Annotated in this window: 14 protein-coding genes; 1 reads left to right on the top strand and 13 read right to left on the bottom strand. The window is 63.8% G+C overall.

Annotated elements, in window-relative coordinates; genetic code table 11:
* On the bottom strand, positions 1-320 hold a 320-nt coding region (locus CTR53_RS00625; RefSeq protein ID WP_290808290.1), incomplete at its 3' end, for a nicotinate-nucleotide--dimethylbenzimidazole phosphoribosyltransferase.
* Positions 321-410: 90 nt separating this feature from the next.
* Here CTR53_RS00625 and cobS point away from each other — a divergent pair.
* The gene (gene cobS / locus CTR53_RS00630; RefSeq protein WP_290808293.1) at positions 411-1,256 is read left to right on the top strand and encodes an adenosylcobinamide-GDP ribazoletransferase; all 846 of its coding nucleotides are present in this window, start codon (positions 411-413) and stop codon (positions 1,254-1,256) included.
* Between the two features lie 65 nt (positions 1,257-1,321).
* Here the strand turns inward: cobS and CTR53_RS00635 are convergent, their stop codons facing one another.
* The 12 genes from CTR53_RS00635 to rpiB form a co-directional block, all read right to left on the bottom strand.
* Entirely contained in the window at positions 1,322-3,406 is a 2,085-nt protein-coding gene (locus CTR53_RS00635) for a sodium-translocating pyrophosphatase (RefSeq protein ID WP_290808296.1), read from the bottom strand.
* A gap of 162 nt (positions 3,407-3,568) precedes the next feature.
* Positions 3,569-4,768: an MFS transporter gene (locus CTR53_RS00640; protein WP_290808299.1), complete on the bottom strand. Its 1,200-nt coding sequence runs from the start codon at positions 4,766-4,768 to the stop codon at positions 3,569-3,571.
* A 20-nt stretch (positions 4,769-4,788) separates the two neighbouring features.
* A complete protein-coding gene (locus tag CTR53_RS00645; protein WP_290808301.1) occupies positions 4,789-5,262 on the bottom strand; it encodes a hypothetical protein in 474 nt (157 codons plus the stop codon).
* 50 nt (positions 5,263-5,312) lie between these two features.
* Positions 5,313-6,308, bottom strand: a complete 996-nt coding sequence (gene thiL, locus CTR53_RS00650) for a thiamine-phosphate kinase (RefSeq protein WP_290808304.1) — start codon at positions 6,306-6,308, stop codon at positions 5,313-5,315.
* A 7-nt stretch (positions 6,309-6,315) separates the two neighbouring features.
* The gene (gene nusB, locus CTR53_RS00655) at positions 6,316-6,810 is read right to left on the bottom strand and encodes a transcription antitermination factor NusB (protein ID WP_290808307.1); all 495 of its coding nucleotides are present in this window, start codon (positions 6,808-6,810) and stop codon (positions 6,316-6,318) included.
* The gene (locus tag CTR53_RS00660) at positions 6,807-7,364 is read right to left on the bottom strand and encodes a 6,7-dimethyl-8-ribityllumazine synthase (RefSeq protein WP_367158927.1); all 558 of its coding nucleotides are present in this window, start codon (positions 7,362-7,364) and stop codon (positions 6,807-6,809) included. The genes nusB and CTR53_RS00660 overlap by 4 nt, the downstream gene beginning before the upstream one ends.
* A gap of 3 nt (positions 7,365-7,367) precedes the next feature.
* Complete coding sequence (gene ribB / locus CTR53_RS00665) at positions 7,368-8,489, bottom strand: 3,4-dihydroxy-2-butanone-4-phosphate synthase (protein ID WP_290808816.1); 1,122 nt, start codon at positions 8,487-8,489, stop codon at positions 7,368-7,370.
* A 5-nt stretch (positions 8,490-8,494) separates the two neighbouring features.
* On the bottom strand, positions 8,495-9,091 hold the full coding sequence (locus CTR53_RS00670) for a riboflavin synthase (RefSeq protein WP_290808310.1): 597 nt from the start codon (positions 9,089-9,091) through the stop codon (positions 8,495-8,497).
* A gap of 10 nt (positions 9,092-9,101) precedes the next feature.
* Complete coding sequence (gene ribD, locus CTR53_RS00675; protein ID WP_290808317.1) at positions 9,102-10,220, bottom strand: bifunctional diaminohydroxyphosphoribosylaminopyrimidine deaminase/5-amino-6-(5-phosphoribosylamino)uracil reductase RibD; 1,119 nt, start codon at positions 10,218-10,220, stop codon at positions 9,102-9,104.
* Positions 10,213-10,677, bottom strand: a complete 465-nt coding sequence (gene nrdR, locus CTR53_RS00680) for a transcriptional regulator NrdR (protein WP_144069762.1) — start codon at positions 10,675-10,677, stop codon at positions 10,213-10,215. Before nrdR ends, ribD begins: the two co-directional genes overlap by 8 nt.
* Before the next feature lie 32 nt (positions 10,678-10,709).
* Positions 10,710-12,017, bottom strand: a complete 1,308-nt coding sequence (gene glyA, locus CTR53_RS00685) for a serine hydroxymethyltransferase (RefSeq protein ID WP_290808323.1) — start codon at positions 12,015-12,017, stop codon at positions 10,710-10,712.
* 30 nt (positions 12,018-12,047) lie between these two features.
* Positions 12,048-12,491 (bottom strand): ribose 5-phosphate isomerase B, encoded by a 444-nt coding sequence (rpiB, locus tag CTR53_RS00690; RefSeq protein WP_290808326.1) that lies wholly within the window; start codon positions 12,489-12,491, stop codon positions 12,048-12,050.
* Positions 12,492-12,626 lie beyond the last annotated feature (135 nt).

Below are 12,626 nucleotides of genomic sequence, written 5' to 3' on the forward strand. Positions count from 1 at the left end.
TGGTTGATCGCGGCACCGCCACGTTCGAAATTCGCCACCATCTGCACGGTGACTTCAGCTGGATAGGCCGACACACCGCGTGTAGTGACGCCGTGGTTACCGGCGAAGATCAGGATCGTAACTGCATCAAGCCGCGGAATGGGACGTCGCTGCCAGCCTGCCAGGTGGCGGATACAATCCTCCAGCCGCGCCAGCGCGCCGGCCGGTTTGGTCAGATCTGCATCATGGCGCGTCGCTGCCGCCACGGCTTCCGAATCGCTGGCAGGCAGCGACTGCACTGCCCTGACGATCGCAGTCTTATCCGGGAACATATCGGTCATGCCCTCATCACGCCCGCCTGTTTCGCTCGCGCGTCGCGTTCAGGGCGCCTGCGTGCTATAAGCTACGCCAGCCCCTGCCGCAATACAGCCATGACTGACAGTTCCAGCCACCAGACTTCACGCCACAACCGCTGGCTCGGCGACCTTCGCCTTGCCCTGATGCTGCTCACTCGCCTGCCCCTGCCGGCCGGCAAGCCAGCCGGTCCGGAAGATGGCGCTGTCGCACGCGCGGCCTGGATCTTTCCCGTCGTCGGCCTGCTGGTCGGCGCAGCCGGCGGCGGCATCTTCATGCTGGCGAGCCATCTGGGGCTGGGCATGGCAAGCGCCGCCCTGCTGGCAATGGGGACCCAGGTGCTGCTGACCGGTGCCCTGCATGAGGACGGCCTTGCGGATACGGCCGATGGTTTCGGCGGCGGCCGGACCCGCGAGCGCAAGCTGGAGATCATGCGTGACAGCCGCATCGGCACCTATGGCGTCGTGGCTCTGGTGCTGATCCTGTCGCTGCGCTTCACCGCCCTGCAGGACATTGCCAGCAACCTGCTGTCGATCAGCGACGAACTTGACGAAGTCACAGGGCAGAATTCGGCTGTGATCATCGCGCTGGTCGCTGCCGGCGTGTTGTCGCGCGCGGCCATGGCTGCCGTGTGGTATCTGCTGCCGCCCGCGCGAAATGATGGCCTTGCGGCCGGCAGCGGTACGGTTCCTTTCGGCGCGGCCGTGGCCGCTGCAATTATCGCCGCTCTGATCGCCTTTGCCGCTCTGCCCGGCTTCGCCTTCATCGTCGCCTGTGCCGCCGCCGCGGCCCTGGCGCTGGCAGTGGCTGCGCTGGCGCAGTGGCAGATTCGCGGTCACACCGGCGATGTGCTGGGTACGGCACAGCAGATCGCCGAAGTCGGTGTGCTGCTGGCGATCGGTGCCGCTACCGTCGCCGCCTGAACATCCCAAAAGAAAAGGGCCGGGTGTTACCCCGGCCCTCGCCCTTATTCGTAAGGTCGTAACGCTTAGCCGTGCGCCAGGATGGCGAGCAGCAGCAGGGCCACGATGTTGGTGATCTTGATCAGCGGGTTCACGGCCGGACCGGCCGTGTCCTTGTATGGGTCGCCAACGGTGTCGCCGGTCACGGCCGCCTTATGGGCGTCCGAGCCCTTGCCACCATGATGACCCTCTTCGATGTACTTCTTGGCGTTGTCCCAGGCACCGCCGCCCGCCGTCATCGAGATGGCGACGAAGATGCCGGTCACGATCACGCCGAGCAGCATCGCGCCCACCGCGGCGAAGGCAGCAGCCTGGCCCGCGATGACCTTGATGATGAAGTACAGCACGATCGGGCTGAGCACCGGCAGCAGGCTGGGGATGATCATTTCCTTGATCGCCGCCTTGGTCAGCAGGTCGACAGCCTTGGAGTAATCGGGCTTCGCCGTGCCTTCCATGATGCCGGGGATTTCCTTGAACTGACGCCGCACTTCCACGACGACCGAACCGGCCGCGCGGCCGACCGCCGTCATGCCCATGGCGCCGAACAGATACGGCAGCAGACCGCCGATCAGCAGGCCGACCACGACATACGGGTTGCTCAGGGAGAAGTCGATCGTGACGTCCTTGAAGAAGTACTTCAGATCCTCGGTGTAGCAGGCAAACAGCACCAGTGAGCCGAAGCCGGCCGAACCGATGGCATAGCCCTTGGTCACGGCCTTGGTGGTGTTACCCACTGCATCGAGCGCGTCGGTGGTCTTGCGCACGTCCTTCGGCAGGTCCGACATTTCGGCGATGCCGCCGGCATTGTCAGTCACCGGGCCATAGGCATCGAGCGCAACGACCATGCCTGCCAGCGCCAGCATCGTGGTCACCGCGATCGCGATGCCGAACAGGCCGGCCAGCATGTAGGTCGAGATGATGCCGATGACGATGAACAGTGCCGGCAGAGCCGTCGCTTCCATCGAGACGGCCAGACCCTGGATCACGTTCGTGCCATGACCGGTGGTCGAGGCCTGGGCCACGCTCTTCACCGGACGGTAGTCGGTGCCGGTGTAGTATTCGGTGGCCCAGACGATGGCAGCCGTCACCAGCAGACCGATGATGCCACACCAGAACAGGTTCATGCCCGTGAAGGTGACGGCGCCAGCGGTCATCGTCGTGTTCATGCCGAGCATGTGGTCGGTGATCGGCCACAGCGCGATCGCCGACAGCACGCCGGTGACGATCAGGCCCTTGTACAGCGCGCCCATGATGTTCTGGCTGCTGCCAAGGCGGACGAAGTAGGTGCCGATCACCGAGGTGATGATGCAGGCGCCTGCAATCACCAGCGGATAGACCATGACCTTGGCCATCAGCACAGCATCGGTAGCGAAATAGATCGATGCCAGCACCATGGTGGCGACGATGGTCACCGCATAGGTCTCGAACAGGTCGGCCGCCATGCCGGCGCAGTCGCCAACATTGTCACCGACGTTGTCGGCGATCACCGCCGGATTGCGCGGATCATCTTCCGGGATACCGGCCTCGACCTTGCCGACGAGGTCGGCGCCGACGTCGGCACCCTTGGTGAAGATGCCGCCGCCGAGGCGGGCAAAGATCGAGATCAGCGAGGAGCCGAAGCCGAGCGCGACGAGCGCATCAACGGTTTCGCGCGCACCGGCGCCGATCTTGAGCAGGATGACGTAGTAGATCGTGACGCCGAGCAGCGCGAGACCGACCACCAGCATGCCGGTGACGGCGCCCGACTTGAAGGCGATGCTCAACGCATGTTCCATGCCCTTGCGCGCGCCTTCGGCGGTGCGGACGTTGGCGCGGACCGAAACGTTCATGCCGATATAGCCGGCAGCGCCCGACAGCACGGCGCCGACGATGAAGCCGATGGCGACCTTGAGGCCCAGCGTGAAGGCCAGGATGATCGCGACGACGATGCCGACGATGCCAATCGTGCGATACTGACGGTTCAGATAGGCGGATGCGCCTTCCTGGATCGCCGCAGCGATTTCCTGCATGCGCTGATTGCCTGCAGACTCAGCCAGCACCGACCGCGAGGTCCAGATGCCGTATAACAGTGCCAACACGCCACAGGCGATGGCGAACCACAACTCCGTCATGAGCGTTTCCCTTCGTTCCTCGGATATTTACCGCCGGGCATGCGTGCCCGTGCCGGCTTACGCGACTACTGACATTCTTGGCCCCAGACTCGACGCGGGGCAAACTGCGAGGGTTATGCCAGAGATGCGCTTGCGGTGCAATATAGCTGGCTTTTCCGAAGCTTATGCCGGAATGGCAGTCCGGCGCCGTTGCAGCATCAGCCAGACTGCCGCCAGCCCCACCATCAGGACGAACGGCAGGGCGGAAATCGGAACCAGGTTCCAGCCCCAGTGGTAGAGCAGCTTGCCCGAACCAAGCGATGCCAGGGCGACGGTCCCGAAGACCAGAAAGTCGTTCAGCGCCTGTGTCTTGTTGCGCTCGGCCGGCCTGTAAACTTCCGTCAACAGCGCCGTGCCACCGATATACATGAAGTTCCAGCCCACTCCGAGCAGGAGCAGGGCCGCCTGGAAGTTCAGCACCTCCACCCCGCTGAGGGCGACGGCAACGCAGACGACGTTGAGGGCTACCCCCAAAAGTATAATACGGAGCGTGCCGAAGCGCGTGATGAGGCGGCCGGTGAAGAAGCTGGGAAAATACATGCCGAAGACATGCCACTGGATCACGGTGGCGGCGGCGGCGAACGGATGCTCGCAGATCTGCATGGCCAGCGGGGTCGCAGTCATCAGCAGGTTCATCACGCCATAGCCGAACATGCCAGCCATGGCCGCGACCAAAAACGCCGGCTGCCGGACGATCTCGGAGAGTGGCCGGCCAGGTTCCCGCAGTTCGGCCACGGTGGGGCGCGGCAGGCGCGTGAGCGCCAGGATCGGGATCACGGCCAGCGCCAGCGCCGCGGCGGCCAGATACGAGCCGAGGAACAGATAGGGTGACAGGATCTCGCGGGTATGCTTGGCGATCTCGGGCCCGACGAAAGCGGCCACCAGTCCGCCGACCATGACCCAGGAAATCGCCCGGCTTTTCATCTCTTGCGGCGAGATATCGGCCGCAGCAAAACGGTAAAGCTGGGTAAAGGCTGCCGACGCGCCGAAAATGAAGGCGCCAAGGCAGAACAGCCAGAAATGCGACTGATAAACGCCGAGCGCCGCGAGCAGCGATCCCGCTGCACCAAACAGGCAGCCGGACATGAAGCCCAGCTGCCGACCGATGCGGCGCATCAGCATCGAGGCCGGGATGGTGGCACAGGCGGTACCCGCCACGACGAAGGTGACCGGCAGCGTGGCCAGCGCCTTGTCCTCGACCAGCAGGAAGCCGACCAGGCCGCCCAACGTGACCTGCAGCGTGGTGGCCGAATTCGCCAGCGCCATGCAGACGGCCAGGATGAAAACATTCCGCTTCGCGGCGGCCGGCGACAATGTGGTCATGGGAGGTGGATCGATTCTACTTATTTCAGCTGGGTAATAATATTCAGAAGCAGAACCTGCGTCACCACGCCCTTACCAAGAATCTCATCGGTCGGCCCACGCAGCCGGTCGCGCAGCAGGAACAGGTCCTTGCTGGAAAAGCGCGCCGGAACCGGGATCGGATCGCCTTTCAGCAGTTCGCGGATATAGCGATCCCGCAGCACATGCATCTTTTCGTTCACCATCGGCACATTGTCCGGCGGCACTTCGAGATGCAGGATCACCATCACCTCGCGCGGCTTCTGCCCTTCCGGCACGATATAGACGCTGAACGGTTCGAGCGGGATAAAGGCAGGCCGTTTCGCCGGGGCTTCCGGCGGTGGGTCGCTGGGATCGATATTCGCGGCTTCTTCATGTTTCTTCGGCGCGAAGACAAACATGTAGACCGCAAAGCCGCCGCCGGCGAGCGATGCCAGCACGATCAGGGCCACAATGATCAGAATGATCTTGCGCAAATTCGGTCTCCGCGACTCACAGCGACGGACAGTTTAAACGATTTCCGGGTTTACGATCCGCCGAAATGCTGAAAACCGCTGCGATGGAGCGTCAACGGACTGCCGCTCTGGTCCTGCACCACAACCCCCTGCCCGGCTTCCAGCCTGCCGATACGGGTTGCAGCGAGACCGACTGAACGGGACAGCGCGGCGATCTGGCTCGCCCGGCCGGGTGAAGTCGCAAAAAGCAGTTCGTAGTCGTCGCCACCGGTCAGCACGACATCCAGCAGATCCGAATCATCCTGCACAGCCTGGCGGGCAGCCAGCGACAGCGGTACGGCGGCGGCCTCGATCACGGCTTTCAGGTTGGATTGCGCAGCGATATGCCCTGCATCCTGCACCAGCCCATCCGACACATCCTGGGCGGCATGCGCCAGGCCGCGCAGCCCCTGCCCGAACGCCAGCCGCGGCGTCGGCACGTGAAGGCGTGAATCGAAAAACAGCATTGCGGCCGACGAAAACAGACGATGGTTCAGTTTCGTCTCCAGGCCGAGTGCGGCATCGCCGATGCTGCCGGTGACATAGAGATCGTCACCGGCCTGCGCGCCCGAGCGACGCAGCATGCTTCCGGCCGGCAGGCTGCCGAAAGCCGTCACGCCCAGCGTGATACCGCCGGGACTCCTTACCGTGTCGCCGCCATAGAGCGGAAAGCCGAAAGCCTCCTGATCGCGTCGCAGTCCTTCGCAGAACTGCGCCAGCCATGTTTCGTCGGGTTCGCCGGGCAGACCAAGGATGAGCTGATAGCCGACCGGCTTCGCGCCTTTTGCAGCCAGATCGGACAGATTGACCCGCAGCAGCTTGCGAGCAATACGTTCCGCGCCATCCCTGGCGAGGAAGTGCACGCCTTCGATCATCGCATCGGTGGTAACGATCAGATCTTCGCCGGGCGGAACCGGAAGGACCGCAGCATCATCGCGCAGATTGAAAGCGCCAGGCGCCAATGCTGAGAGCGGCGCGAGGTAGCGCGCGATCAGATCGAACTCACCGAGGCCCGTTTGCCCGGGCATGACAGCCTCAGGCCGTAAATTCGCCGGGGCGCAGCTTGCGCGCCACCGCGTCGATCACGCCATTCGCCAGCTTGATTTCGCGCGGGCCAAAGAAGGCGCGGATGATGCCGAGATACTCATCGATCACCGTGGTCGCCGGCACGTCGATGCGCGCAATGATTTCATAGGCAGCGCAGCGCAGGGCATAACGCAGGATGGCTTCCATGCGATCCAGCGCATCGACACGCGGCATCGCATCCTTGATCACGCGGTCGACTTCGGCCTGCTGCCGGGCGACACCGCGCACGATTTCGGCAAACCAGTCGGCATCGGCTTCGCGCATCTGCACGCCTTCGATCTCTTCCGACTGACGATGGGTGCGGAAATCGGCGATCACAGCTTCGGGGTTGGCGCCGCCGAATTCGATTTCATAGAGGGCCTGTACGGCGAACAGCCGCGCTACCGACCGGCGTCCCGCCGGGCGATCGGTGCGTGTTCCCCGTCGCTGCCCTCCTTCGCTCATATCGAGAACAGCTGCTTCAGGCCGATCATGGCCACGGCTGCCAGCGCGGCCTGGCCGCCCTTGTCCTGACGGTCCTTCTTGGCGCGGTCCCAGGCCTGCGCTTCGTTTTCCACCGTGATGATGCCGTTGCCGATGCAGAGCTGATGTTCGATCGCCAGCTGCTGCAGACCGCGGGCGCTTTCATTCACGACCACGTCGAAATGTGCGGTCTCGCCGCGGATCACGCAGCCGAGCGCAACATAGCCGTCATAGGCTTTCTCGCCTTTGCGGTTCATCGCGAAGCGGATCGCGGCCGGCAGCTCGAGAGCGCCGGGCACGTCGATCCGGTCATAGTCGAAATCGGAGGCTTCGATGATCGCCTTGGCGCCTTCAAACAGGGCATCGGCAATATCTTCGTAGAAGCGCGCCTCGACAATGAGTACGCGGGGCTTGCGGATCTCGATAGCGAGATCGCCCGCCATTTCGGTTTCGAGGCTGGAGAACGTCGCGGTCTTGCCCGCCTTTTTCTTCGCCGCAACCTTCTTGGCTGCCGGCTTCCCCCTGCGCGCTACCATGGTTCAGTTCTCCCTGCGAACCTTGATCGGTCGAGTTTCGACAACCGAGAGGCCGTAGCCCTCCAGGCCGACGATGGTGCGCTCGACGTTTGACAGGACGACCATGTCCTTAACCCCCAGATCGATCAGGATCTGTGCCCCGATGCCATAATCCCGGAGATGCGCTGTTTTTTCAACCGGTTCGCCCAGTTTCTGGCGGACGTTGTCCGATAGCGCAGTCGGTCGCGGTTCGCGGATCAGCACCACCACGCCACGCCCCGCTTCGCCGATCATCTGCATGGCGCCATGCAGCACGCCAGACCGCGCGCCATGATCGCCCAGCACGTCTTCCAGCACATTCATGGCATGCATGCGCACCATGACCGGCTTGCCGTCAGCCACATCGCCTTTTACCAGGGCGATATGTTCGGCGTACTCCACCCGATTGCGGAACACCACCATGCGGAACTTGCCGCCCCAGACGCTGTCGATCTCGCCCTCGACCACCTTCTGGATCAGGTTGTCGTGCCGGCGGCGATAGGCAATCAGGTCGGCAATCGTGCCAATCTTGAGATTGTGGTGCTGCGCAAAAGCAATCAGGTCCGGCAGGCGAGCCATGGTGCCGTCGTCATTCATGATCTCGCAGATCACGCCGGACGGATTGAGACCGGCGAGCCGCGCGATATCCACACCGGCTTCGGTGTGGCCCGCACGAACCAGCGTGCCGCCGTCGCGCGCCATCAGCGGGAAGATATGCCCGGGCACGGCAATATCGGCCGGACCCTTCGAAGGATCGATCGCCACTTTCACGGTCTGGGCGCGGTCGGCCGCCGAGATCCCGGTGGTGACGCCTTCGCGGGCTTCAATGGAAACCGTGAATGCGGTCTGATGACGCGAGGCATTGTTCTGCGCCATCAGCGGCAGGCCGAGCTGTTCGATGCGCTGGCGTGTCAATGTCAGGCAGATCAGACCGCGGCCGTACTTCGCCATGAAATTGATCGCGGCTGCGTCGGCCATCTCGGCGGGAATGTAAAGGTCGCCCTCGTTCTCGCGGTCTTCCTCGTCAACCAGGATCACCATGCGGCCCTTGCGGGCCTCTTCGATGATATCCTCGGCCGAAGCGATATAGCGCTTGATATCGTCCATGCTGTTCACGACGGCTTGCTCCACTGCTGCAGCCGCGCCACGTAGCGCGCCAGCACGTCGATTTCCAGATTGATCTTGTCGCCGGCCGTCAGTTTGCCGAGTGTGGTCACCTGCCGGGTATGCGGGATCAGGTTGACACCGAACACGGCGCCATCGACGCCATTCACGGTCAGCGACGCGCCGTCGATGGTGATCGAACCTTTCTCGGCGATGAAGCCTGCGAGATTGGCCGGTGCGCGGAAATCGATGCGCAGCGAGTCCCCTTCGTTCTGCGTGCTCACCACTTCGCCCACGCCATCGACATGACCCGATACGATATGGCCGCCGAGTTCGTCGCCGACCTTCAGGCTGCGCTCGAGATTGATGGCGGTGCCCTCCTGCCAGTTGCCCAGCGTGGTACGCGACAGGCTTTCGGCGGAGACATCGACGGCGAACCAGTCGGCCGCCTTTTGCACGACGGTGAGGCAGACACCGGCGCAGGCAATGGAGGCGCCAATGTCGATGCTGGCGGTTTCATAGCGCGTGCGGATGCGGAAATGGGTATCGCCGCGCGTCTCGCGGGCGACCACTGTGCCGATATCGGTAACGATGCCTGTGAACATGGGCCTAGTTTTAGAGGGGGCGGATGAAGGTTTCCAGCAGGTCATCGCCAAGAATATCGGCCCTGACCCGCTGCCAGCGCGGTGCTTCCGCTACGGTATCGATGCCAAAGGCGGCAATTCCTGGCAGGCCGTCACCACCGATCACGCTGGGCGCACGGAACCAGATCATGCGGTCGACCAGATCGGCCCGGATCAGGCTGGCGGCCAGTTTGCCGCCGCCCTCCACCAGGATCCGCGTCAGGCCCCGCTCGGCCAGAATGGCCAGGGCCGGCGCCAGAGCCGGAAAGCCGGCTTCGTCCGGTTCGACGGCGATCATCTCGACGCCGCAATCCTCGAAAGCCTGGCGACGGGCCTGATCGACATCCTCCCGGGTGATGATCCAGGTCGGCGTCTGCTTCGCCGTGGCCACAACTTTCGACGTCAGGCTGAGCCGCAGCCTGCCGTCGAGGATGATGCGCACGGCAGGTCGCTTCGGCAGGCCCGGCAGGCGGCAGGTCAGATCCGGATCGTCCTGCAACGCCGTATTGCTGCCGACCATGATCGCATCATGCTGGGCGCGCAGCAGATGGGCGCGCATGCGGGCGACCGGGCTGGTGATCCATTTGCTGTCGCCCGAATGCGTGCCGATACGGCCATCCAGGCTGACGGCGAGCTTGAGCGTGACCAGCGGGCGATTGCGTTCACGGTTGAGCAGGAAGCCGGTATTCAGTTCAGCTGCGGCATTACGCAGGCAGCCTTCGGCAACCTCGATACCTGCGTCGCGCAGCAGCGCAAGCCCTCTGCCCGCCACACGGGAGTCCGGATCTTCCAGTGCGACGACACAACGGGCAATGCCCGCGCCGATCAGCGCTTCGGCACAGGGTGGCGTCTTGCCGTGATGGGCGCAGGGTTCAAGCGTGACATAGGCTGTTGCACCGCGCGCGGCATCTCCCGCCTGCTGCAGGGCGACGGTCTCGGCATGCGGGCGACCGCCCGCCTGCGTCCAGCCGCGGCCGACAATGCGGCCGTCTTTCACGATCACACAACCGACTGCCGGATTGGGCCAGGTATTGCCCAGCCCACGCGCCGCCAGCCCGAGGGCGATGCGCATGTAGCGCTCGTCCCGGGCGGCGGCAGCTTTGTCAGTCATCTTCGCTGGCGCCACTCAGCGAGCCGATGAAGTCTTCGAAATCCTTGGCTTCGCGGAAGTTGCGATAGACCGAGGCGAAGCGCACATAGGCGACCTTGTCGAGGGCGGCAAGGCCGTCCATCACCAACTCGCCGATCGAGTCCGACTTGATCTCGCTCTCGCCTGAACTTTCGAGGCGACGCACGATGCCGTTGATCAGACGCTCGATACGCTCAGGATCGATCGGCCGCTTGCGCGTCGCGATCATGATCGACCGCGCCAGTTTGTCGCGATCGAACGGCGCCTTGAGGCCGTTCTTCTTGATCACGGTCAGTTCGCGCAGCTGGATGCGCTCAAATGTCGTGAAGCGCGCGCCGCAATTGGGACAGAAGCGCCGGCGGCGGATCGCCGAATTATCCTCGGTCGGCCGCGAGTCCTTCACCTGGGTGTCGTCATTGCCGCAGAACGGACAACGCATGGTCGGTTTTCCCCCGCCTTATGATTATGGCTTCAGAGCTGCGGATAGATCGGGAAGCGGTTGCACAGTGCGACCACCTTCTCCGCCACGGCCCGCTCGACATCCGAATTGTCGTTGGTCTTCTTGGCGATGCCATCCAGAACGTCGGCAATCAGACCGCCGATCTGACGGAATTCGGCAACGCCGAAACCGCGCGTGGTGCCGGCCGGGCTGCCCAGACGAACACCCGAAGTAACCGTCGGTTTTTCCGGATCGAAAGGCACACCGTTCTTGTTGGCGGTGATACGCGCACGCTCCAGGCTCTCGACGCAGACATTGCCCTTGAGGCCCTTGGAGCGCAGATCGACCAGCATCAGGTGGTTGTCGGTGCCACCCGAAACGAGGTCGTAGCCGCGCTCCTGCAATGCTGCCGCCATCGCCTTGGCGTTGTCGACCACGGCCTGGGCATAGGACTTGAATTCCGGCGTCAGCGCCTCGCCGAACGCCACGGCCTTGCCGGCGATCACATGCATCAGCGGGCCGCCCTGCAGACCGGGGAAGACGGCCGAGTTGAGCTTTTTGGCCAGCGCCTCGTCATTGGTCAGCACCATGCCGCCGCGCGGACCGCGCAGGGTCTTGTGCGTCGTCGTGGTGGCGACATGCGCATGCGGGAACGGGCTGGGATGCGCGCCACCGGCGACCAGGCCAGCGAAATGCGCCATGTCGACCATGAAGATCGCGCCGATGCTGTCGGCAATCGCGCGGAACTTCGCAAAGTCCCAGAAGCGCGGATAAGCCGAGCCGCCGGCGACGATCAGCTTGGGCTTGTGCTGCTCGGCCAGCTTGGCAACCTGGTCCATGTCGACGCGATGGTCGTCCTGCCGGACGGTATAAGGCACGACGTTGAACCACTTGCCCGACTGGTTGGCCGGCGAACCATGTGTCAGGTGACCGCCGGCGGCGAGGTCGAGGCCCATGAAGGTGTCGCCCGGCTTCAGCACCGCCATGAAGACGGCCTGGTTGGCCTGCGCACCGGAATGGGGCTGCACATTGGCGAAGCCGCAGCCGAAGATCTTCTTGGCGCGCTCGATCGCCAGCGTCTCTGCCACGTCGACGAATTCGCAGCCGTTGTAATAGCGCTTGCCCGGCAAGCCCTCGGCATACTTGTTGGTCATCACCGAGCCCTGCGCTTCCAGCACAGCGCGGCTGACGATGTTTTCCGAGGCGATCAGTTCGATCTGGCTCTGCTGGCGATCCAGTTCCTTGACGACGGCGTCAAAGATTTCCGGGTCGGCCTGCTGGAGCGTGCGCTCGAAAAAGCCGGCATGGGTGACGGTGGGCTTGGCGGCGGTGCTGGACATCGTAAGGACTCCTGAAGCGTCTGTAGGCGGTCAGGCCGGCTGGTCGAGCTTGTCGACGCGGCGCTGGTGGCGGCCGCCGGCGAAGGGGGTGGCGAAAAAGGCCCTGAGGCAGTCGCGCGCCGTCTCGATGCCGATCAGGCGGGCGCCGAGCGCCAGCACATTGGCATCGTTATGCTCGCGGCACAGCCGGGCGCTGGTGGCATCGTGCACCAGGGCGGCACGGCAGCCGGCCACACGGTTGGCGGCGATCGAGATGCCGATGCCGCTGCCGCACACGGCGACGCCGAAGGTGGCCTTGCCGGCAGCGACGGCCTGACCAAGCTGGCGGCCGAAATCGGGATAGTCGACGCTGTCGGAGGAATTGGTGCCGAGGTCGAGTACGTCATACCCCTCGGCCTTAAGCTCATCGCGCAGCAGGTTTTTCAACTCAAAACCGGCATGATCGGCAGCGAGAGCGACCGTGGGCTTGGACATCGGCTGGACACCTCGGGAAAGACGGCCGGACCCTACAATATCCGGTGGCAGGTGCCAACCCTACCAACAAGGGAAATGCTCCGGGATGGCGGATTGCCGCCCTTCGCCTTCAAGTACAATTAGCGAACATTTGTG

Source organism: Ferrovibrio sp. (assembly GCF_002796975.1).
Taxonomy (GTDB): Bacteria; Pseudomonadota; Alphaproteobacteria; order Ferrovibrionales; family Ferrovibrionaceae; genus Ferrovibrio.

Coding starts and splice junctions, on each gene's coding strand:
- cobS (WP_290808293.1), top strand. CDS start 411: ATGACTGACAGTTCCAGCCACCAGACTTCACGCCACAACCGCTGGCTC.
- CTR53_RS00635 (WP_290808296.1), bottom strand. CDS start 3,406: ATGACGGAGTTGTGGTTCGCCATCGCCTGTGGCGTGTTGGCACTGTTA.
- CTR53_RS00640 (WP_290808299.1), bottom strand. CDS start 4,768: ATGACCACATTGTCGCCGGCCGCCGCGAAGCGGAATGTTTTCATCCTG.
- thiL (WP_290808304.1), bottom strand. CDS start 6,308: ATGCCCGGGCAAACGGGCCTCGGTGAGTTCGATCTGATCGCGCGCTAC.
- nusB (WP_290808307.1), bottom strand. CDS start 6,810: ATGAGCGAAGGAGGGCAGCGACGGGGAACACGCACCGATCGCCCGGCG.
- CTR53_RS00660 (WP_367158927.1), bottom strand. CDS start 7,364: ATGGTAGCGCGCAGGGGGAAGCCGGCAGCCAAGAAGGTTGCGGCGAAG.
- ribB (WP_290808816.1), bottom strand. CDS start 8,489: ATGGACGATATCAAGCGCTATATCGCTTCGGCCGAGGATATCATCGAA.
- CTR53_RS00670 (WP_290808310.1), bottom strand. CDS start 9,091: ATGTTCACAGGCATCGTTACCGATATCGGCACAGTGGTCGCCCGCGAG.
- ribD (WP_290808317.1), bottom strand. CDS start 10,220: ATGACTGACAAAGCTGCCGCCGCCCGGGACGAGCGCTACATGCGCATC.
- nrdR (WP_144069762.1), bottom strand. CDS start 10,677: ATGCGTTGTCCGTTCTGCGGCAATGACGACACCCAGGTGAAGGACTCG.
- glyA (WP_290808323.1), bottom strand. CDS start 12,017: ATGTCCAGCACCGCCGCCAAGCCCACCGTCACCCATGCCGGCTTTTTC.
- rpiB (WP_290808326.1), bottom strand. CDS start 12,491: ATGTCCAAGCCCACGGTCGCTCTCGCTGCCGATCATGCCGGTTTTGAG.